The organism is Streptomyces phaeoluteigriseus (assembly GCF_001896135.2).
In the GTDB taxonomy this organism is placed as follows: Bacteria; Actinomycetota; Actinomycetes; order Streptomycetales; family Streptomycetaceae; genus Streptomyces; species Streptomyces phaeoluteigriseus.
The window spans coordinates 1,278,983-1,298,699 of record NZ_MPOH02000011.1 but is presented as its reverse complement, the minus strand read 5'-3'; the positions used below and the strand labels follow the sequence as shown (position 1 = coordinate 1,298,699).

General features: G+C 74.0%; 14 protein-coding genes and 2 pseudogenes. 9 read left to right on the top strand and 7 right to left on the bottom strand.

Annotated features, from left to right (window positions below; genetic code table 11):
• Positions 1 to 63 precede the first annotated feature (63 nt).
• Positions 64 to 1,734 (bottom strand): sensor histidine kinase, encoded by a 1,671-nt coding sequence (locus BM536_RS17030; protein WP_158086530.1) that lies wholly within the window; start codon positions 1,732 to 1,734, stop codon positions 64 to 66.
• A gap of 68 nt (positions 1,735 to 1,802) precedes the next feature.
• Entirely contained in the window at positions 1,803 to 2,027 is a 225-nt protein-coding gene (locus BM536_RS40795; protein WP_158086529.1) for a hypothetical protein, read from the bottom strand.
• A gap of 141 nt (positions 2,028 to 2,168) precedes the next feature.
• On the opposite strand from BM536_RS40795, the gene BM536_RS17025 reads away from it, so the two are divergent.
• Both BM536_RS17025 and BM536_RS17020 read left to right on the top strand, forming a co-directional pair.
• On the top strand, positions 2,169 to 3,293 hold the full coding sequence (locus tag BM536_RS17025) for a CPBP family intramembrane glutamic endopeptidase (protein WP_094103096.1): 1,125 nt from the start codon (positions 2,169 to 2,171) through the stop codon (positions 3,291 to 3,293).
• Positions 3,294 to 3,337: 44 nt separating this feature from the next.
• Positions 3,338 to 4,522: a M23 family metallopeptidase gene (locus BM536_RS17020; protein ID WP_094103095.1), complete on the top strand. Its 1,185-nt coding sequence runs from the start codon at positions 3,338 to 3,340 to the stop codon at positions 4,520 to 4,522.
• Positions 4,523 to 4,544: 22 nt separating this feature from the next.
• On the opposite strand, the gene BM536_RS17015 is transcribed toward BM536_RS17020, so the two are convergent.
• Positions 4,545 to 5,471 (bottom strand): GNAT family N-acetyltransferase, encoded by a 927-nt coding sequence (locus tag BM536_RS17015; RefSeq protein WP_073498078.1) that lies wholly within the window; start codon positions 5,469 to 5,471, stop codon positions 4,545 to 4,547.
• Between the two features lie 256 nt (positions 5,472 to 5,727).
• Here BM536_RS17015 and BM536_RS17010 point away from each other — a divergent pair, with 256 nt between their 5' ends.
• Positions 5,728 to 6,450, top strand: a complete 723-nt coding sequence (locus BM536_RS17010) for an FAD binding domain-containing protein (RefSeq protein WP_094103094.1) — start codon at positions 5,728 to 5,730, stop codon at positions 6,448 to 6,450.
• Positions 6,451 to 6,591: 141 nt separating this feature from the next.
• Here BM536_RS17010 and BM536_RS39555 read toward each other — a convergent pair whose 3' ends face one another.
• Together BM536_RS39555 and BM536_RS16995 are read right to left on the bottom strand one after the other, a co-directional pair.
• Complete coding sequence (locus BM536_RS39555; protein WP_245873527.1) at positions 6,592 to 7,836, bottom strand: DUF6745 domain-containing protein; 1,245 nt, start codon at positions 7,834 to 7,836, stop codon at positions 6,592 to 6,594.
• A 32-nt stretch (positions 7,837 to 7,868) separates the two neighbouring features.
• Complete coding sequence (locus BM536_RS16995; protein WP_073498082.1) at positions 7,869 to 8,195, bottom strand: hypothetical protein; 327 nt, start codon at positions 8,193 to 8,195, stop codon at positions 7,869 to 7,871.
• A gap of 183 nt (positions 8,196 to 8,378) precedes the next feature.
• On the opposite strand from BM536_RS16995, the gene BM536_RS16990 reads away from it, so the two are divergent.
• The 6 genes and pseudogenes from BM536_RS16990 to BM536_RS16965 all read left to right on the top strand — a co-directional run bounded on the left by BM536_RS16990 (position 8,379) and on the right by BM536_RS16965 (position 15,364).
• Entirely contained in the window at positions 8,379 to 9,338 is a 960-nt protein-coding gene (locus tag BM536_RS16990) for an STM4015 family protein (protein ID WP_094103093.1), read from the top strand.
• A 37-nt stretch (positions 9,339 to 9,375) separates the two neighbouring features.
• Positions 9,376 to 10,510: pseudogene (locus tag BM536_RS16985) on the top strand (STM4014 family protein).
• A 97-nt stretch (positions 10,511 to 10,607) separates the two neighbouring features.
• A pseudogene (locus BM536_RS16980) lies at positions 10,608 to 11,423 on the top strand (STM4013/SEN3800 family hydrolase); the annotation flags it as partial.
• 46 nt (positions 11,424 to 11,469) lie between these two features.
• Positions 11,470 to 12,852, top strand: coding sequence for an STM4012 family radical SAM protein (locus BM536_RS16975; RefSeq protein ID WP_073498084.1), 1,383 nt, complete (start codon positions 11,470 to 11,472; stop codon positions 12,850 to 12,852).
• Between the two features lie 9 nt (positions 12,853 to 12,861).
• Entirely contained in the window at positions 12,862 to 13,764 is a 903-nt protein-coding gene (locus tag BM536_RS16970; protein WP_094103092.1) for an STM4011 family radical SAM protein, read from the top strand.
• 28 nt (positions 13,765 to 13,792) lie between these two features.
• Positions 13,793 to 15,364: a CYTH and CHAD domain-containing protein gene (locus BM536_RS16965; RefSeq protein WP_094103091.1), complete on the top strand. Its 1,572-nt coding sequence runs from the start codon at positions 13,793 to 13,795 to the stop codon at positions 15,362 to 15,364.
• A gap of 86 nt (positions 15,365 to 15,450) precedes the next feature.
• On the opposite strand, the gene BM536_RS16960 is transcribed toward BM536_RS16965, so the two are convergent.
• Positions 15,451 to 17,493 (bottom strand): RICIN domain-containing protein, encoded by a 2,043-nt coding sequence (locus BM536_RS16960; RefSeq protein ID WP_094103090.1) that lies wholly within the window; start codon positions 17,491 to 17,493, stop codon positions 15,451 to 15,453.
• Positions 17,494 to 17,656: 163 nt separating this feature from the next.
• On the bottom strand, positions 17,657 to 19,708 hold the full coding sequence (locus BM536_RS16955; protein ID WP_094103089.1) for a beta-galactosidase: 2,052 nt from the start codon (positions 19,706 to 19,708) through the stop codon (positions 17,657 to 17,659).
• Positions 19,709 to 19,717: the final 9 nt, after the last annotated feature.

The window sequence follows — 19,717 nt, the reverse complement described above, 5'->3', positions numbered from 1 at the left end:
GACGGGGGGCGGCAGCGGCATTGCGGTGCCTCGGGAGGCGGTGAGAAGCGGTGCGAGGCGTGCCTACTCCTCCCCGCCCCGTCGCTCCGACGCGTTCAGGCCGTGCAGGAGTTCGCGCATGGCGGCCAGCGCCGAGCGGGCCTCGGCGGCCACCTCCTCCAGCCGCCCCTGCCGGGCGTGTTCGACCACGGCGGACGTGTGCCTCAGCACCGCGTCGCGCAACTTCGCCGCCAGCCGCCACCGTTCGGCGTCCGCCGCCCGCTCCGCGTGCCACAGCCAGGTGGTCAGCTCGTGGTCGTCGACGGCCAGCATCCGCAGGCGCCGGCGGCGCACGGCCAGCCCGGCCCCCCACAGGGCCGCCAGCGCCGCGGCCGCCATGACGACCAGCAGCAGGAACAGCATCACGGCGGTGAGCCGTACCGAGCCCGCCCCCGTCAGACTGCCCTCGGCGGCGGCCGTGACCACCAGAACCGAGGAGAGCGACACCGCCGACAGAACCCAGGCCGGCCAGGTACGGTCGGCGCCACCGCCGTAGACCCCGATCGCGTACACGGCCAGCAGCTCCGTGAGGGCTCCCGCGTCGAGGAATTCGGACACCCGCGCCGGTATGACACCCAGGACGACCGCCGACGGCCACAGCCAGGACGTGGCCAGCACCCCGAGGAGAGCCGCCCAGGGGGCGCGCCGCCGCCACAGCAGCGGCAGCGCGTGGACGGTCAGCAGCGCGGCCAGGACGAGTAGACCGGGCAGCGCGCCGCGCAGGCTCGCGGCCGTCCAGTCCTCCGCGACGACCAGGGCGAACGCCAGAGGCAGCACCGCTCCGGCGAACACCAGGGCCGGATCGGCCAGCCGCTGCTCCCGCAGCAGCCCCGGCCGGTCCGTTCCCCCGGGCGGGTCCCAGGGCCCGGTGAGGTCGGGGAGAGTGGCCCGGACCCGCCAGCCGCCGTCCGGCCGCGGTCCGGCCGTCAGCTCCCCGCCGACGGCCGCCGCCCGCTCCCGCATCCCCACGAGCCCGCGGCCCGATCCGAGACCGCCCGCCCCGGACGTCACGCTGCCGCGCGGCGGAGCGTTGTCAACGGTCAGCTCAAGGAGGCCGACCCCGCGCCGGACGCCCACGTGCGTGGCACAACCCGGCGCGTGACGCAGGGCGTTGGTGAGCGCCTCGCGGACGATGCCGTACACGGCCTCCGCCGCCGGACCGGCCAGGTCGTCGGGGAGATCGGCATCTATCGGCCTCCCCAACCGACCGAACCCGGCCATGAGTTCCTCGATGCGCGCGGTCATCGGACGGGTGTCGGCGCCGTCGGCGTCCCGCATCAGCCCGACGAGCCGCCGCAGCGTGGTCAGCGTCTCGATGCCGGTGCGCTCCGCGAACGACAGTGCCTCCGCCGTCAACTCGGGTCTGCGGTCGCCCAGTCGGCGGGCGGCGTCGGCGGTGATGACGACGGAGGTCAGATGGTGGGCGCTCACGTCGTGCAACTCGCGGGCCAGGCGCCGCCGTTCGGTCTCGGCCGCACGCCGCCGCGTCTCCTGCGCGCCTGCCAGCCGACGGGCCGCGGCCGCCCGCCCTCCGACCCACTGGCGGCGGGCTTCGCCGAGCCCCGCGCACGCCACGTACACCAGCGCGCCGAGCGCCCATTCGGTGGCGAGCGCCGGCCGTATCCCGACATGGACGAGCGACAGCAGCCACTCGGCGGCCACGACCGCGGCGACCGCGCGGAGGGTCACGGGCACGGGCCGGCGGACGGCGACCGAGTACAGCGAGACCAGCGCACCGAGCCCGAAGTAGCCGTCCTGCCAAACTACTTGGCCGAGGACGAGCGTGCCGAGCGTCCAGGCCAGGGTCCGGACCGGCGCCTGCCGCCGACGGCCCAGCGCGACGGTCTCGACGGCCAGGGCGGCCAGGACGGCGGCGAGCCGGGCGACCCGGGCACCTCCTCGCCGGCCAGTTCCGCGCCGGTCCCCAGCCAGGCGAGCTGTCCGGCAGCGAGCAGGGCGGGGAGCACCCAGTTGCGTATCGTCTCCATGTAGCAGCGAGCGTAGGTCGCGCCACGACCGGGCTGCACCCGCCCCCCCCCGGTACGAAGCCGCTCTCCACCCTGCGATGGAGGTGCCCTTCCTGCGCCGGACCGATGACCGGGGACGGGCGGTCGGCGAGGCTTGCCGCCATGACGAACCCGTCCGCCACCGCACCGTACTTCCCCGGATTCCTTCCCGCCCCGCCGCCGGGCCTGCCCGCCGAACCGCTCGGCTATCACCGGCTGGCCCGGATCTCGGCACGTCACCGATGGTGGCGGCCCGTGCTGGGCACGCTGTTCGTGGCGGTGACGTACACGGTGACGGTCGGGTTGCTCTACGTCCTCGTCTCCGCCGTGGGAGTGGCCCGGGGCTACCGTGAAGGCCCGGACGGAACCGTGGAGTTCGGCCCGGTGACGACCACCGCCGTCGATCTGACGATGCTCGCCGTCGCCATCCCCCTCGTGCTGCTCGCGGTCCGCTGGATCGGCCGCCGCCCGGCCGGCACGGTCTCCTCCGTGACGGGCGGACTGCGGTGGCGGTGGCTCGGCCGGTGCCTGCTCGTGGCGCTGCCGATCCTCGCCCTGACCACCGGGGCGATGCTCCTGCTGCCCGCGCAGGACGGGCCGGAGCAACAGTGGGCGGGCTGGGCGGTCTTCGGGCCGGCCCTGGCCATGCTGGTCGTGCTGGTGCCCCTTCAGGCGGCGGCCGAGGAGTACGCCTTCCGTGGCTGGCTCATCCAGGCCGTCGGCGCCTTCCTGCGCTCACCCTGGCCGGCGATCGTGCCCCAGGCGGTGCTGTTCGCCGCCGCCCACGGCTGGGGCACCCCCTGGGGCTTCGCCGACCTGGTGGTCTTCGGGGCCGTCGCGGGCTGGCTGACCGTGCGTACCGGCGGGCTGGAGGCGGCCATCGGGCTGCACGCCGTCAACAACCTCTTCGCCTTCGCCGCCGCGGCCTTCGTCGTCGACGGCCTCGAGAGCGACGACACCGCCGCCGACGCGCCCTGGGAACTCGTCGCCCTCGACCTGACCGGAGTCGCCCTGTACACCGCCGCCGTGCTGTGGCTGGCCCGCCGTCACCGGCCCGCCCGCACCGCCCCGGCAGCGCTCTCGTCCGTCCCGGCACCGGGCCCGCCCACCCCGGCCCGGATACCGCCCACGTCACCGGCACCCGGCTTCCCCGTCCCCCACGGCGCCCGCCCGGACGCACCAGGTCTGCCCCTGGGAACATCCGCCTCTGCCTCCCCGTCCGATGACTCCGTCCGCTCCCCGCGCTAGCGTCCGCCCGTGAGCACGAGCAACTCCCCCCGACGGCCCGTCGCATGAGCGAGAGCGGGGCCGTCGAGACGCGCCCGGAGCGCCCGGAGGAGGGCTCGGCGGGGGAGCGGTCTCCCGGTGTCGCCGCAGATCCGGCCGCCCTCACCCCGCCGCAGTCCGCGCCGCCGCAACCCCCGCCGCCGCAGTCCACCCCCCGCCCCCGCAGACGTGGCCCCGGAGCCTTCACCTTCCTGGTGCTGCCCGGTCTGCTCACCCTGTCCGGGGTGGCCGGGTTCCTCGCGCTGACCGGTGGGCTGCCCTCCGACCGGACACCGGGGGCGGACGGGCAGCAGGTCACCGTGCCGGGGGTGAACGAGACCTACGTGCCGTGGCTGCGCAAGGCCGCGGCCGGATGCACCGTGGTCACGCCGTCCGTGCTCGCCGCGCAGATCGACCAGCTCTCCGGCTGGCGGGACGACACCGGCCGGCTCTCCGGCGAGCAGGGCATCGCCGGATTCACGGACGCGGAGTGGCGGACCTGGGGCAAGGACGACGACGGCAACGGGAACTCCTCGCCCCGCGACCCCGCCGACGCCATCATGGCGCTCGGTCGCCAGGACTGTGCCCTCGCCGGGGAGGTCACCGACCTCAGGACCGACGGCACCGTCACCGGCGACCTGGTGGACCTCACCCTCGCCGCGTTCGCCGTGGGCGGCCGGGAGGTCGCCGCGGCCGGCCGCGTGCCCGCCGGGGCCCGGACCTACCTCGCCGAGGTGAAGCGACTCCTCCCGCGCTACGAGGCGTTCGACCGTGAGACTCCGGCCGGCGGCGGCCCCGCCGACGCGATCCTGGCCCCACCCGTGACCACCCTCCTCATCACCTCCCCCTACGGCTCCCGCCAGCACCCCCTCACCGGCGTGACCAAGCTGCACACCGGAGTGGACTTCGGCGCGCCGCAGGGAGCGCAGGTCGCGGCCGCCCGCGACGGCCGGGTCGTCTTCGCGGCCATGACCAGGGCGTACGGCAACCGCATCGTCATCGACCACGGCACCATCGACGGCAAACGGCTGGAGACCACCTACAGCCACCTCTCCGTCCTCGGCGTCGCCGCCGGGCAGAGCGTGCGGACCGGCACCCCGATCGGCAGGGTCGGCTCGACGGGCCTGTCCACCGGCCCGCACCTGCACTTCGAGGTCGTCCACGACGGCTACTACGCCGACCCGCGGCCCTGGCTGGCCCTCGGGGACTGAACCGGACGGAGGGGAGACGCGCTCACGTCAGTACCGCCTCCCACGTGTCGACGGCGTAGTGCACGGTCATCCCGTTGCGCGCGTACAGCTCGGGTGCGCCGGTGGTGTTCGAGGTGTCCACCCCCAGGCCCACCGTGTCCCGGCCCCGCGCGGCGAAGGCCGCGAAGGCGTGCCGCAGCAGCAGTCCGGCGAGACCCCGGCCGCGGGCCTCGCGCACCACACCGATGCTGCGGATCCAGGCCATGGCCTCACGGTCGTCGCGCGCCAGCAGGAAACCGGTGTCGCCGAGTCCGTCCGTGGCGGCGATCCACACCAGTGACCAGTCAAGGCCCTGCGCGTCGACGTCGTGCAGCCACTGCTCGTAGCCGCGCGGCTGGAAGTCGAAGTGCCCGGCGAAGCTCGCCTGGTACAGCTCGTGCACCCGCCTGCGGTCGGCCTCGTCGGCGCAGGCCCGCACCCGCACGCCCGCGGGCGGCACGGGCGCGAGGTCCGCGGCCCGGTCCAGGGGGCGGCGCAGCACGTGGTAACGCCGTACGACGGACCAGCCGCGACCGCGGATCACCTCGGTGTCGAGGGTGGGCCGCACGTTGAGGTGCAGATGGACCACCGCTCGCGCGCAACCGTTCTCGACGGCCTTGCGCAGCGCCCTGGCCTCCATCGCCTCCAACAGGAGCCGGCCGGCCTGCTGGTGCTCGGGCAGGACGTAGTGGTCGATGTCCACGCGCTCGCCGGACGACTCGTCCCACAGCAGGCCGTAGGCCACCAGTCGATCCCCGTCGAAGGCGAGCCAGGAGTCCTGGGCGAGGTCCGTCTCCGGGTGCTTCAGATCGGCCTCGACGGTGTGCAGGTCCGTCTCGGGACGGCCGATCTCGATCAGGTCGACCGCGTTGAGCAGGTCGGTGACGGCGGGTGCGTCGGCGAGCGTGGCCGAACGAAGGACGTAGGACATGAAGGCAGGGTCCGGGGAGGAGACACGGGCCGCAACGGATTTTGCGCGCCGGTACCGACGGCCGGTACCGACGGCCGGCGCCCACGGGGCCACGGCTGCCACCCACGGTCGCCACCCACACGAGGGGCGCACACAGCGCGTCAGTGAGCCCTGTACGCGCCCCCAGAGGCGTGGGCAGAATGCGCTCTGCCAGTGATCACATGGCGGAGGCGTCGGTCCGCACCGCCAACTTCCCCGGGAAGGCAGGTCGGTCGCCGTGTTGTTGCGTCTTCCCACCTCCATGTCCGAAGCGCAGGAATGCCTCGCTGAGGGTGCTGTACCGATAGGCGGGGCCACTCTCGTGTGGGCCACCTGGCAGCGGGACGGTTTCCCCGAACTGGCCATGTCCCTGCGTGACTTGCCCGCGGCCAACGCGGTCGGGCGCGGGACGCTCGGCGCGGCCGTGGTGCTGCACCGCATCGACGCCGAGGTGCCGGAGGTGTTGCGCCGGGCCGCCTCCACCGTCGGCACCGGAGCCGTACGGAGGACCGCCACCGTCGGCGGCAACATCGTCGGCAGCACCCTGCGTTGTCTGCTGCCCGCCGCCCTCGTCCTGGACGCGCGGGCCACGGTGCTCGAGACCGACCGGGTGTACGAGACCGACCTCGCCGAGGTCGTGGCCAAGCGGCATCTCCTGCTCGGCCTGCGCTGGCGTGAACCCGTCGTGAGCGGATACCACAAGGTTCCCGCGGACGCGGGCGGCCCGCCGCCCTTCGTCGTGGCGACCGCCGTCCACGCCGACGGCGACGGTCGCAGGCTGCTGCGGGTCGCCGCCCGCGACGGCTACGAGGTGCTCAACGAGAGCGTCCCGTGCGGGGCCGGCCCCGAGGAGGCGCTGGGCACCCTGGACCGCACGGAGTTCGGCGCCCTGCCCGCAGAGGCCAGGGAGGTCGTCCACCGGCAGGTCACGGACGTCCTGGCCCGTTCCGCCGAGGGCTGAGCCGGGGCCTTGGGCGGTGCGAGGCCCCGGTCGGACCTGCCGGTACCGAGGCCGACTCGCCGCGGGCACCGCTGTGTCCGGAGGGTGTTCGGAGGATGACGCCCGCGCGCCCGCCCGGTGGAGCGGGCCCGCGCCCTGTCGTCAGGTCTCGCGCACCGGCGCGTACACGTCCGGTCGCAGTCCGAACGTCCAGGCGACCCCCTCGCGGGCCGTCCGGGTCGACGGCGGCACCCGCAGCCAGTAGGTGCGCCGGGTGCCGTCCGGTTCCGGTGTGGAGTTGAGGACCTCCACCATCACCACCGGCTCGTCGCCGTCCAGGTCGATCCGCCACAGGGTGCCCGTCTCGTCCCGGTGCAGCGGCCGTGCGCCGGAGTCGGCGAGATAGCGGTCGTAGCCGTAGTGCTCCAGCATCACCCGGCGCAGCTCGGCGTTCTCCTCGGCCCGGATCCGGTCCGGTGTCAGAGCGGTCAGCTCCGCGAGGAACGCGGCGGGGACCGGCATGCCACGCCAGGCGTACAGGGCGAAACCGTCGGGGTAGGCCAGTGCCGGGCCGTCCCCGCGGTCCAGGCGGCCCGCCTCGTCGCGGTGCAGGGCGACGGGGCGTTCACACACCACCGCGACCCTGGCGAAGGGCCACCACCAGCCGGCGTTGCGGCACACCGCGGCCAGCCCGTCGAGCGGCTCCCGGTCGGTGGGGAACGCGGCGAGCCACGGCGCGTCGTGCTGCCCGAGCACGGCGTCCAGCAGGAGCAGCCGCAACTCGGCCTCGGCGGCCCGGCCACCGGTCCCCGCACCGGTCCGAGCCTCAGTCCCTGTCCCCGTGCCGGTCCCGGTCCCAGCCCCGGTCCGAGCCTCAGTCCCTGTCCCCGTGCCGGTCCCGGTCCCAGCCCCGGTCCGAGCCGCGGTCCCAGTCCCCGGCCCCGCCCCCGCTGTCCCCGTCCCGTCGGTCATCTCGTCCAGCACGCCGCGCCGGATCCGCTCGACGAGCACCTGCGTGGTCTCCCACAGGCGGCCACCCGTCGCCGCCCAGTGCGCCGCCCAGCCGGCGGGCCCCAACTCGGCGTGCAGCCGAGCCCGTTCGCGTGCCCAGGGGGCCGTGCGGACCGCCTCCCGGACACTGGGTCCCGGGTCGTCCAGCGCGCGTATCAGCGTGACCGCCTCGCGCGGGGAGGCGGCCCACAGCACCCGCTCCGGCTCCGCCAGACCGGCCCGCCGGTAGGCGCGCCGGACACCGGCCTCGGCGGCCACCCGATCGGCGGGGACGGCCGCCGCCGCGCACGCGCGCCACAACCCGACGTCCCCGACGGCCGTGTCCCGCGGTCCGGCTGCGCTCGTACCGTCCGTGCCCCGCGGACCGGTCGCGCTCGTACCGTCCGTGCCTGCCATCCGCTCCTCCGTCATCTTCGCCGCCACCCCGCTCAGTCCGCCACGATCCGCACGGACCCCGGCACGTACTCCCGCTGCCGGATCACCCGGAACCACCCCTTGGGCAGGGAGATCACCGCATGCTCCTCGTGCACCACCTGGCCGCCCTGCGGCAGGTGCAGCAACATCGGGCCGAACGGCCCCGGCTCCCGCACCAGTTCCCCCGGTCCGACGACCGCGTGGGCGTGCCCGGTCACCTCGCCCAGCGCAAGCACCAGCCGGCCCCGCCGGTCACGAGGCTCCCTCGGCGCGGCGGCGACATGCGCGGGCACGGCCCCCTCGGCCACCGGAACGATCAGTACGTCTCCCTGCCGGTACACGAACGGCCCTCCCTCCCACCGGCGCGGGACCGCACCGGACTCATGGCGCAGACCGTAGGGGCACCCACTGACAACGGCCCCGGCGCAGGGCCCGACCGCCGCCCCGCCACCGGCCCTGTCAGTGCCTGTTGGTAGAACTGCGGTCACACGCAACGCACCCTCTTCCTCCACAGGAGCAGCCGCATGACGATCGGTGACCACCTCGACGCGCTGTACCGGCTGCCCGCCTACAACTTCCCGGGCCCCGACGCGCGGACCGACGACCTGCCCGAGCCGGACGCCTTCGCCTGGCGGATCAGCGGTGGCGTGTACGACGCGGAGGAGGAGTGGACGCAGGCCTTCGCCCGCTTCTGCGAAGCCGTCGACACGACCCGGGTGCGCGCGCTGATCGTCGGCGCCTGGGAGGAGGCGTACGACAGTGATCCCTCGTCCGTCGTCGCGGCGCTGGTGGCGGCCCGGGAGCGCTTTCCCGCGCTGCGGGCGCTGTTCGTCGGGGACATGGTCGTCGAGGAGTGCGAGATCTCCTGGATCAACCAGACCGACCTGACCCCCCTCCTCGTCGCCTACCCGGACCTGGAGGAGTTCGGCGTCCGTGGCGGCTCGGGACTGCGCTTCCCCGCGCTGGAGCACCGCGCCCTGCGCCGGCTCACCATGGAGGCCGGCGGCCTGCCCGCCGAGGTCGTGCGCGGGGTCGGCGCCAGCGACCTGCCCGCGCTGGAGCACCTCGACCTGTGGCTGGGCACCCCGGACTACGGCGGCGACAGCGAGGCCGCCGACCTGGAGCCGATCCTGTCCGGTGCCCGCCTGCCGCGCCTGCGCCACCTGGCGCTGCGCAACAGCGAGATGCAGGACGCCGTCGCCGCCGCGGTGGCCTCCGCGCCGGTGGTCGCCCGCCTGGAGGTCCTGGACCTGTCCATGGGCATCCTCACCGACGAGGGCGCCGCCGCGCTCCTCGCCGGACAGCCGCTCACCCATCTGAAGAAGCTCGACCTGCACCACCACTACCTCAGCGAGGCTCTCCAGGACCGGATCCGCCGGACCATCGAGACCGAGGGCGTCGAGGTGGACCTGGACCGCGACGACGCCGACGAGGAACAGGAAGACGACGGCACGGTGTGGCGGTACGTGGCCGTGGGGGAGTGAACACCCCCTGACCGCGAACACCTCACGACAGGACGCCGTGCAGCGGCCCGCCCCCCGTCGGCGGCCGCGCTTCGCGGTCGTCGGCAACCCCGAGAACCGTCGCGTCACCCTCTTCGCGGAGGCCGTGCTCGCGGCCGGACTCCCCGCTCCGCGCGTCGTCGCCTGGACGGACGTCCTTCGCGCGGGCGGGCCGAGTTCGGCCCCGAGGAGATCGTCCGGATCGACTCACCGGGGGAGAACACGCAGGTCGACCGGCTGCTGCGCGGCACCGGCGACCCCACCCGGGTCGAGGGCTCGGCCCGCTGGTACGCCGGGTTCACCGCCGCGCTCGCCGGACTGCGCGGCGGCGTCCGGCTCGACGACCCGGACGACCTTCCCGTGCTGTTCGACAAGCGGCGCTGCCACGCCGTCCTCCACTCGGCCGGTGTACCGGTTCCCGCCTCGCCCACCTCGGGTCCGTCGGCCGCCACGGTGCGCGGCTGGGACGACGTACGGGCGCTGATGCGGGAGCACCGGATGCCGCGGTTGTTCGTCAAGCCCGCGCACGGTTCGTCCGCGTCGGGGGTGCTGGCCGTGGAGACGGGCGGACCGGGGCGGATCAGGGCCACCACCTCGGTGGAACTCACCGCCGACGGCAGCCTGTTCAACTCGCTCAGGGTGCGTCGCTACGAGGACGAGCGGGACATCGCGACCATCGTCGACGCGCTCGCCCCCGACGGCCTGCACCTGGAGCGCTGGCTGCCGAAGGCCTCCCAGCGGGGCCGCGCCGCCGACCTGCGGGTCGTCGTCGTGGCCGGCCGGGCACCCACGCGGTGGTCCGTACCAGCAGCTCGCCCCTGACGAACCTCCACCTCGGCGGCAGCCGCGGCGACCTCGACACGGCCCGGCAGGCCGTCGAGGCGGCGGGCGCCCGCTGGTCCGACCTGCTGGACGTGTGCGAACGGGCGGCCGCCTGCTTCCCGCGCACCCTCTGCGTGGGCGTCGACCTGCTGCCGGCCGTCGACTGGCGCAGATCCGCCGTCGGAGAGGTCAACGCCTTCGGCGACCTGCTGCCCCGGCTCACCGGCCTCCCCGGCAGCGGCGCCGAGGGCCTCGACACCTACGCCACCCAGGTGGCCGCAGCCCTGGGCGGCGCCCACGCCCGGCACAGAACAGGAACACCTCATGCGTGAGCCGGACATGATCCAGCCGGACAGGAACCAGCCGGACGCAGACGGACCGGACATGATCGAGCGGGACAGGAACCAGCCGGACGCAGACGGACCGGACATGAACGAGGTGGTGGGCAGCCACGACCTCCTGCTCGTCACCCTCGACACCCTGCGCCACGACGTCGCCGCCGAACTCGCCGCCGCCGGCCGCCTGCCGAACCTCGCCCGCCACCTCCCCGGCGGCCGCTGGGAGAAGCGGCACGCCCCCGGCAGCTTCACCTACGCCTCCCACCAGGCGATCTTCGCCGGCTTCCTGCCCACCCCGGCCGCCCCCGGACCGCACCCACGCCTGTTCGCCGCGAGCTTCGCCGGCAGCGAGACCACCGCCGACAAAACCTTCGTCCACGACACCCCCGACCTGGTGTCCGGCCTGGCGAAGGCGGGCTACCACACCGTGTGCGTCGGGGGAGTGGGGTTCTTCAACAAGCAGGGCCCGCTGGGCTCGGTGCTGCCCGGCCTCTTCCACGAGTCCCACTGGGAGACGGAGTTCGGCGTCACCTCGCCCCACTCCTTCGAGAACCAGGTGGCCCGCGCCGAACGCGTCGTACGCGAACTCCCGGCCGAACAGCGCCTGTTCCTGTTCGTCAACGTCTCCGCGCTGCACCAGCCGAACTGGTTCCACCTGCCCGGCGCGACCCGCGAGTCCGGCGACACCCGCGAGACGCACGCCGCCGCGCTGGAGTACGTCGACCGGCACATCGGGCGGCTGTTCGCGGCGGCGAGCAGTCGGCGCCGCTGCTTCGCGATCGTCTGCTCCGACCACGGCACCGCCTACGGCGACGACGGCTACACGGGCCACCGCCTCGGCCACGAGTCCGTGTGGACCGTGCCCTACGCCCATTTCGTCCTCGACCCGGCACCCGACCCCACAGCCGACCCGGCACCCGACCCCGCACCCCGTCCCGACGGACGGCCACCCGATGACCACCGCCGAGCCGACCAGCGCCGAGCCGACCAGCGCCGAGCCGACCAGCGCCGAGCCGACCACCCGCCCCAGCCCCTACCAGCACTACGTCTACGCCTACCCGCACAAGACCGCCTACCGCACGCTCCCCGACCGCCCCCCGCTGAGCACCCTGTGGGCGGCCGAACCGAAGGACGCCCTCTCCCTCTATCTGCACATCCCGTTCTGCGAGGTCCGCTGCGGCTTCTGCAACCTCTTCACCCGCATCGGCGCACCCGACGGCCTGACCGGCGCCTACCTCGACGCGCTCGAACGCCAGGCGGACGCCGTACGCGCGGCGCTCGGGGACAGCGACGAGGTCCGCTTCGCCACCGCGGCCTTCGGCGGCGGCACCCCCACCTTCCTCACCGCCGCCGAACTGGACCGCCTCTGCGACATCGCCGAGCACCGCATGGGCGCCGACCTGCGCGCGGTCCCGCTGTCCGTCGAGGCCTCGCCCGCCACCGCCACCGCCGACCGGCTCGCCGTCCTGGCCGGGCGCGGTGCCACCCGGCTCAGCCTCGGCGTGCAGAGCTTCATCGACTCCGAGGCCCGTGCCGCCGTACGCCCGCAGCGCCGCGCCGATGTCGAGGCCGCCCTCGGCCGCGTCCGCGACGCCCGCGTACCGGTCCTCAACATCGACCTCATCTACGGCATCGACGGCCAGACCGAGGACACCTGGCGCCACTCACTGGACGCGGCCCTCGACTGGCGCCCCGAGGAGCTGTACCTCTACCCGCTGTACATCCGCCCCCTCACCGGCCTCGACCGCCGCCGGACCGGCCCCGACCCCGACTGGGACGAGCAGCGGCTGCGCCTGTACCGGGCGGGCCGCGACCACCTCCTCGCGCACGGCTACACCCAGCAGTCCATGCGCATGTTCCGCCGCGCGGACGCCCCCTCCCAGGGCGCCGACGACTACGCCTGCCAGACCGACGGCATGATCGGCCTCGGCTGCGGCGCCCGTTCCTACACGGCCCGCCTGCACTACTCCTTCGACTACGCCGTCGACATGCACGAGATCCGCGCGATCATCGACGACTACGTCACGACCGCCGACTTCTCCCACGCCGAGGTCGGCCACGCCATGGACGCCCAGGAGGCGCGCCGCCGCCACCTCCTCCAGTCCCTCCTCCAGGCCGACGGCCTGCGCACCGACGACTACCGGGCCCGCTTCGGCGCCGCCCCCGCCGACGACTTCGGCCCCGAACTGGAGCGCCTCGCCGAGCACGGCTGGCTGGCCGACGACCCGGCCGTCCTCCGGCTCACCCCGGAGGGCCTCGCCCACTCCGACGCGATCGGCCCCGGCCTGTTCTCCCCGGCCGTGCGGGCCGCCATGGCCGCCTACGAGAGGAAGTGACCGCCCGTCATGGACCTGACACTGCTCTACCGCGGCCCCCTCGCCTCCTGCGACTACGACTGCCCCTACTGCCCGTTCGCGAAGCGGCGCGACACCGGTGCCCAACTGCGCGCCGACCGCGACGCCCTGGACCGCTTCGCCGACTGGGCCGCACGGCAGACCGACGACCGTCTCTCCCTGCTGTTCACCCCCTGGGGCGAGGGCCTGGTCCGCTCCTGGTACCGGCGAACCCTCGCCGACCTGTCCCGCCTCCCGCACGTCCGCCGGGTCGCCATCCAGACCAACCTGAGCTGCCGCACCGACTGGCTCGCCGAGGCCGACCCCGACACCCTCGCCCTGTGGTGCACCTACCACCCCGGCCAGACCCCCTACGACCGCTTCCTCACCAAGTGCCGCGACCTCACCGCGCGCGGCATCCGCTTCAGCGTCGGCGTCGTCGGCCTGCCCGAACACCTCGACGCGGCCCGCCGGCTGCGCACCGACCTCCCCGAGCACGTGTACCTGTGGATCAACGCCGCCGAGGGCCACACCTACAGCGACGCCGACGCCGCCCGGTGGACGGACCTCGACCCGCTGTTCCCTTACAGCCGCCACCCGCACACCAGCGCCGGCCTGCCCTGCCGCACCGGTGACTCGGTGGTCTCCGTCGACGGCGAGGGCACCGTCCGCCGCTGCCACTTCGTCCCCGCCCCGCTCGGCAACCTCTACGACGGCTCCTACCGCGCGGCACTGCGTCCCCGCGCCTGCCCGCTGGCCGTCTGCGACTGCCACATCGGCTACGTCCACCTGGAGACACTGCCCCTGTACGACGTCTTCGCGGGCGGTGTGCTGGAGCGCGTCCCGGCCACCGTGCCCGCGCGGCACGCCGTCGACCTGCCGGGTCCCGTGCCGGCCGGCGCTCCGGGCGTTTGATCCGGCGCAGAGTGTCAACCAGGTAGACATGACGCAGTCGACGCGGGAGACGGAACGGAAATACGAGGTGCCGGCATCGGGCGACGCCCCACGCCTGCCAGGACTGACCGGCTCGGGCAAGGACTGGTCACTCGTGGACGGGGGCGCCCACGACCTGGACGCGGTGTACTACGACACCGCTGACCTGCGCCTGCTCCGCGCCTCCGCGACCCTGCGCCGCCGCGAGGGCGGCCCCGACGCCGGCTGGCACCTGAAACTGCCGCTCGGCGAGGACACCCGCGAGGAGATCCGCGTACCCCTCGGGACGCACGATCGCGGAAACCCGCACGACATTCCGGAGGGCCTGCGTGACCTGGCGCTCTCCCGGACCCGCGGCGCCCGCCTCGAACCGGTGGTGCGCCTGCGCACCGAACGGACCGTGCGGGAACTGGTCGACGCCGACGGCGGCCTCCTCGCCGAGCTGACCCTCGACCGGGTCCGCGCGGACTCGCTGCGCGGCGACCACGGCCACGCCGCCTGGACGGAGCTGGAGGTCGAAGCGGTCACCGAGGACACCGCCCCCACCGTCCTCAAACGCGTCGAGAAGGCGCTCGGCAAGGAGGGTTTCACCCGCTCGGACGCCCCGTCCAAGGCGGCCCGCGCCCTGAGCGAAACCACGCCCGGCACGGTGCCCGCCGCGCCGCGACCCGTCGGCACAGCGTGCGGCACCGCGTCCGGCACCGCCGGCGAGCACGTGCTCGCCTACCTGACCCGACAGGCCCGTGCCGTCGTGGACCTCGATCCGGCCGTACGACGCGGCCTGCCGGACTCGGTCCACCAGATGCGCGTCGCCTGCCGTCGGCTGCGCAGCTGCCTGCGCTCCTACCGCCCGCTCCTCGACCGGGAGGTCACCGAGCCGGTCCGGGCGGAGCTGAAGTGGCTCGGCGGCGAGCTGGGCGCCGAACGGGACCAGGAGGTACTGCTGGCACGGTTGCGCGGCGGCGTCGACGCTCTTCCCGGCGAACTCGTCCTCGGCCCGGTCTCCGCCCGCCTCCAGGCATGGGACGCCGCCCGCTCGTCCGAGGCCCGCGACCGCACCCTCGCGGCGCTGTCCTCGCCCCGCTACGTGGCCCTCCTGGAAGCCCTGGACCGGCTCACCACCCACCCGCCGCTGCGTGCGAAGGCCGCCAGGAAGCCGGCCAAGGTGCTGCCCCGGGCCCTTCTGAAGGAACACGACCGCCTCGCCCACCGCGTCGAGCGCGCGCTGCGGACGCCTGCGGGGCCGGAGCGCGACGCCGCCTTCCACGAGGCCCGCAAGGGAGCCAAGCGCGTCCGGTACGCGGCCGAGGTGGCCCGGCCCGCCCTCGGCGGTGCCGCGAAACGCCTCGCCAAGCGCGTCAAGGCCGTGCAGGAGGCGCTCGGAGACCACCACGACAGCGTCGTGGCCCGCGAGACCCTGCGCCGCCAGGCCGTCGCCGCCCACCGGGTCGGCGAACCCGGGTTCACCTGGGGCCTGCTGTACGGCCGGGAGCAGGCCGGGGCCGCCGGCCGGGAACGGGAGCTGCCGCAGCTGTGGCGGGCCGCCACGCGCGGCGACGCGCGCAAGGCGCTGCGCACCTGACGGTCGGAGCACCCGACGCGGCGAGGCCCGCGCCCGCACCGTGGACGACACGGTGCGCGCGGGCCTTCGGACTGCCGGACCGGACGCTACGACGCGTCCGTCACGTCCGTCACGTCCGTCACCCTCCAGCGCTGGTTGGAGCCGGAGTTGGGCTGCCAGGTCGTGACGGCGGCGCCCTCGTTCGTCGCCTGGCCGCCCACCTCCAGGACCCGGCTGGTGGCCGGGTTCACCAGGGTCCAGGTGCCGTCACCGGTGGTCGACATGACCCACTCGGTGGCCGGGTCGCGCTCGCCCGTGTCGGGCTCGACCACGGGCACGTTGTCGCGGACGGCCAGCCGCTTGCCCTCGGCCGGGTTGGCGAACACGTACCGCTGGCGGGCGCCGGTCCCGCCGTACCGGGCGTCGAGCTGCCACTGCTGGGCCGCGGTGCCGTTGCCGGTGCCGATCACCAGGCTGGTGCCGTTCGCGGCGACGGTGACCGCCTTGCCGCTCTGCACGCCGGTCAGCGTGTAGGTGTGGCCCTTGCGGATCAGCGGGGCGTCCTTGGCGACACCGGACACGCCCCTGACGGCGAAGGAGGTCACCGACTGGGCGGGCACGGTGAAGGTGGCCCGGCGGTCGCTGACCGCGATCGGCGCCTGCGGCTGGAGCTTGCCGTCGGCGCTGGTGACCACCGGCGTGACGGTCGCGTTCTTACCGACCTTGCGGAACTTCGACAGGTCGATCGTGACGGTGCGGGCCTCGGTCGTGCTGTTGACGTGGACGAGTGAGGCGCCCTTGCCGTCCGCGGTGACGGCGGCGGCGCTGGAGGTGTCGTCCACCTTGATCAGCTTGTCGCCGGGCTTGATGAAGTGCGTGAAGTTGCGCGCGGTGTCGAACTTGGTGTTGGTGTGGATCGGGCAGGACTCGAGGGTGTCCGTCGAGGTGCAGCTGAACGGGAGCTGGATGCTGCCCCAGTTGCCGCCCTTCGCCGATTCACCGCCCGGCCTCATGTTGTCGAGGTCCTCGACCGGCTGCCAGAACACCCAGGCGCTGGGCTCGAGTTCGCGCAGGTCGTTCACCATCTGCTGGGCGAGACCGAGACCCGGCCGCATGTCGGTGAAGCTCTGGCCGTCGCCCCAGTCGCCCTCGACCTCGCTCATCCACAGCGGCTTGTCGGCGGCCTTGGCCAGGTCCCGGACGGTGGTGCGCTGCCCGGTGCCGTAGGTGTGGACGTTCATCTGGTCGACGAGGTCGCGGGAGGCCTGCGAGTAGGCGTTCCAGTTGGTCGCGAAGATGCCCGGGTTGGTCTCGTCCATCGCCGAGATCTCGGCCTTGACCTTGGCCTTCTTCAGCGCCGGCGCCAGGGCGGCGAGGACCTTCTGCTGCATCTCGGGGCCGATGTGGGCACCCTCCTGACGGCCGCCGACCGGCTGGCCGTCCGCACCGAGACGGGTGCCCCAGTAGTTGGTGTTCGGCTCGTTGAACGGGTCGACCGTGTCGACCTTGATGCCCTCGGCCTTCTCCAGCAGTTTGGTCGCCCCCGCCACGTAGGCGGCGAAGTCGTCGACGGACTCCGGCTTCAACTGCTCCGCACTGGAGTCGAACCCGCCGGAGACATAGCCGCTGACGGTCATGAACCACGGCGGGGAGTTGCTGAACGTCTCCCAGTGGTCGATGTCGTCCTTGATCCGGTCGACCCACCAGCGCTGGCCGGCGTCGGCGTCCTTGTTCCAGTCCGCCGGGTCGTCGGCGCTCCACCAGTCGGTGTCCGTGCGGGTGGTGCCCGCGGGCGCCTTCCACCAGCCCTCGACCGCACCGCCGGCGCGCAGGTAGTCCTTGACGTCCGGGGCGTTGCCGCCGCCGATGTTGTACCGGGCGATGTTGAGCGCCAGCCCGTCGTCGCCGAAGAGGAGCCGCGCCAGCTTCTCGCGTATCTCCGGCGGATAGTCGCCGGTCGCGTTGGCGAACCAGACGAGACTGGTGCCCCAGCCCTCGAACTTCTCCTGCTGGTACGACGGGTCCGGCTGCACGGTGACGGACGCGGCGGCCTCGGCCTGCGCCGGAACGGCGAGCAGGGCGCCTGCTGTGGCCAGAGCGGTCAGTCCGGCGGCCCCGAGGGTCCGTCCGGTGCGGGTACGGCGTGCCATCTGTTCTCCCAACTGCGGTGCGGTCGCTGCGTGGGCCCCTCCCGCCGAGGGGGCGGGAGGGGATGGCCCTCGCACGGCTGCGTGCCGTGCCGAGGAGTCGTGCGGGGCGGGGAGGTGTGCGCGCCGGCCTCGGCGGGCGGCATGCCCCGGCCGGCGCTCCGCCTCAGCCCGCGGGCTGGTGCAGTACGGCGACCTGGCGCGGCCCGAGGACCAGAGCACCGTCGGTGCCGTCCGTGCCGTCCGTGCCGACCAGGACCTCCCCGGCGAGTCCGGTGACGGGCACGGTGTCGTCGGTCCGGTTGACCAGGAACAGGAACCGCCCCGAGTCCCCGCGGCGGACGGTCAGTTCGACCCGGCCGCGGGCCTCCTCGGGAAGCTCGCTGCCGACCCCGGCGGGCTCCAGCAGCCGCGGCAGCAGGGACACGAGCCCGTCGACGCCGAGGCGGGTGGAGACGTAGGACGCCGAACCCTCGCCCGTGCGACGGCGGGTGACGGCGGGGCGGCCGGCCTGCACACCGGTGCGGTAGCGGGCCAGGATCTGCGTGTCGGCGTCGGCGGCGGTGATCTGGTCGGTCCACAGGGTGCCCGTGGCCCCGTCGTCCAGCTCCACGCTCTCCCCGGCCCGCAGCGGCCCGAACTCCTCGACCCGGATGCCGAGCAGCTCGCGCAGGGCCCCCGGATAGCCGCCCAGCCAGACGTGGTCGTTCTCGTCGACCACGCCGGAGAAGTACGTGGTGATCAGGTGGCCGCCCCGCTCGGTGTACCGGGTCAGCTCCTTGGCCAGCTCGGCGGGCACCACGTGCAGCACCGGGGCGATCAGCACCTGGTGGCGGGAGAGGTCGGCGCGGGTGGTGACGAGGTCGGCGCGGACGCCGAGGGCGAGGAGCGCCGAGTACCAGTCGAGCGCCTCCTGCCGGTAGTCGAGCAGGGAGGTGGGGTGCGAGTCCTGCTCGCTGGCCCACCACGACTCCCAGTCGTACAGGATGCCGACCCGGGCGGTCTCCCGCTCGGTCCCGGCCACCGGCGCGAGAGTCCTGAGGGTGTCGCCGAGCGCGGTCACGGCCCGGAACAGGTCGCTGTCCGCGCCGGCGTGCGGGACCATCGCCGAGTGGTACTTCTCGGCGCCGGCCGCCGACTGCCGCCACTGGAAGTAGCAGACCGCGTCCGCGCCGTGCGCCACGTGCAGCAGCGCGTCGCGGGCGAGGTCGCCGGGCCGCTTGGCCACGTTGACCGGCTGCCAGTTCACGGCGCTGGTGGAGTGCTCCATCAGGAACCAGGGCCGCCCGCCGGAGATGCCGCTCGTCAGATTCGCGGAGAACGACAGCTCGTCGCGGTCCTGCGGTCCGGGGTGCACGTAGTGGTCGTTGGAGACGAAGTCGATCTCGGCGGCCCAGTCCGGGTAGTTCATGCCCTTGGTGTTGCCCATCACCATGAAGTTGGTGGTGACCGGCACGTCCGGGGTGATCTCGCGGAGGACCTCCCGCTCCGCGCGCAGGTGGTCCTTCAGCGCGTCGGAGGAGAAGCGCTTGAAGTCCAGCTGCTGCGTCGGGTTGGGGTGCGAGGCGGCCAGCCGAGGCGGCAGGATCTGCTCCCAGTCGCTGTAGCGCTGCGACCAGAACGCCGTGCCCCACGCGTGGTTGAGGGCCTCCAGCGTGCCGTAGCGGGCGCGCAGCCAGCCGCGGAAGGCGCGGGCCGCGTCGTCGGAGTAGTCGTAGACGTTGTGGCAGCCCAGCTCGTTGGAGATGTGCCAGGCCACCAGCGCGGGGTGGTCCTTGTACCGGGACGCCAGCTCGCGCACCAGCCGCAGGGCGTGCTCGCGGAAGACGGGGGAGGTGGGCCGCCAGTGCTGGCGGGCACCCGGCCACACCGTCTCGCCGCTCGCCGTCACCGGCAGGATCTCCGGGTGGGCGGTGGTCAGCCAGGGCGGCGGGGAGGCGGTCGCGGTGGCCAGGTCGACGCCGATGCCGCCCGCGTGCAGAAGGTCCATGACCTCGTCGAGCCAGCCGAAGTCCCAGGTGTCCCGGTCCGGCTGGATCCGGGCCCAGGAGAAGATCGCCACGGACACCACGGTGACGCCGGCCTCGCGCATCAGCCGTACGTCCTCCTCCCACACGTCCCGGGGCCACTGCTCGGGGTTGTAGTCGGCGCCGTAGGCCAGACGCGGGGCGGGGTCACCGTCCGCCCCGCGGCGGCGGGAGTGGAGGGTGGAAATCATGGCGGTCCT

Coding starts and splice junctions, on each gene's coding strand:
- BM536_RS16965 (WP_094103091.1), top strand. CDS start 13,793: ATGACGCAGTCGACGCGGGAGACGGAACGGAAATACGAGGTGCCGGCA.
- BM536_RS16970 (WP_094103092.1), top strand. CDS start 12,862: ATGGACCTGACACTGCTCTACCGCGGCCCCCTCGCCTCCTGCGACTAC.
- BM536_RS17015 (WP_073498078.1), bottom strand. CDS start 5,471: ATGTCCTACGTCCTTCGTTCGGCCACGCTCGCCGACGCACCCGCCGTC.
- BM536_RS16955 (WP_094103089.1), bottom strand. CDS start 19,708: ATGATTTCCACCCTCCACTCCCGCCGCCGCGGGGCGGACGGTGACCCC.
- BM536_RS17020 (WP_094103095.1), top strand. CDS start 3,338: ATGAGCGAGAGCGGGGCCGTCGAGACGCGCCCGGAGCGCCCGGAGGAG.
- BM536_RS40795 (WP_158086529.1), bottom strand. CDS start 2,027: ATGGAGACGATACGCAACTGGGTGCTCCCCGCCCTGCTCGCTGCCGGA.
- BM536_RS16990 (WP_094103093.1), top strand. CDS start 8,379: ATGACGATCGGTGACCACCTCGACGCGCTGTACCGGCTGCCCGCCTAC.
- BM536_RS16960 (WP_094103090.1), bottom strand. CDS start 17,493: ATGGCACGCCGTACCCGCACCGGACGGACCCTCGGGGCCGCCGGACTG.
- BM536_RS17025 (WP_094103096.1), top strand. CDS start 2,169: ATGACGAACCCGTCCGCCACCGCACCGTACTTCCCCGGATTCCTTCCC.
- BM536_RS39555 (WP_245873527.1), bottom strand. CDS start 7,836: ATGGCAGGCACGGACGGTACGAGCGCGACCGGTCCGCGGGGCACGGAC.
- BM536_RS16975 (WP_073498084.1), top strand. CDS start 11,470: ATGACCACCGCCGAGCCGACCAGCGCCGAGCCGACCAGCGCCGAGCCG.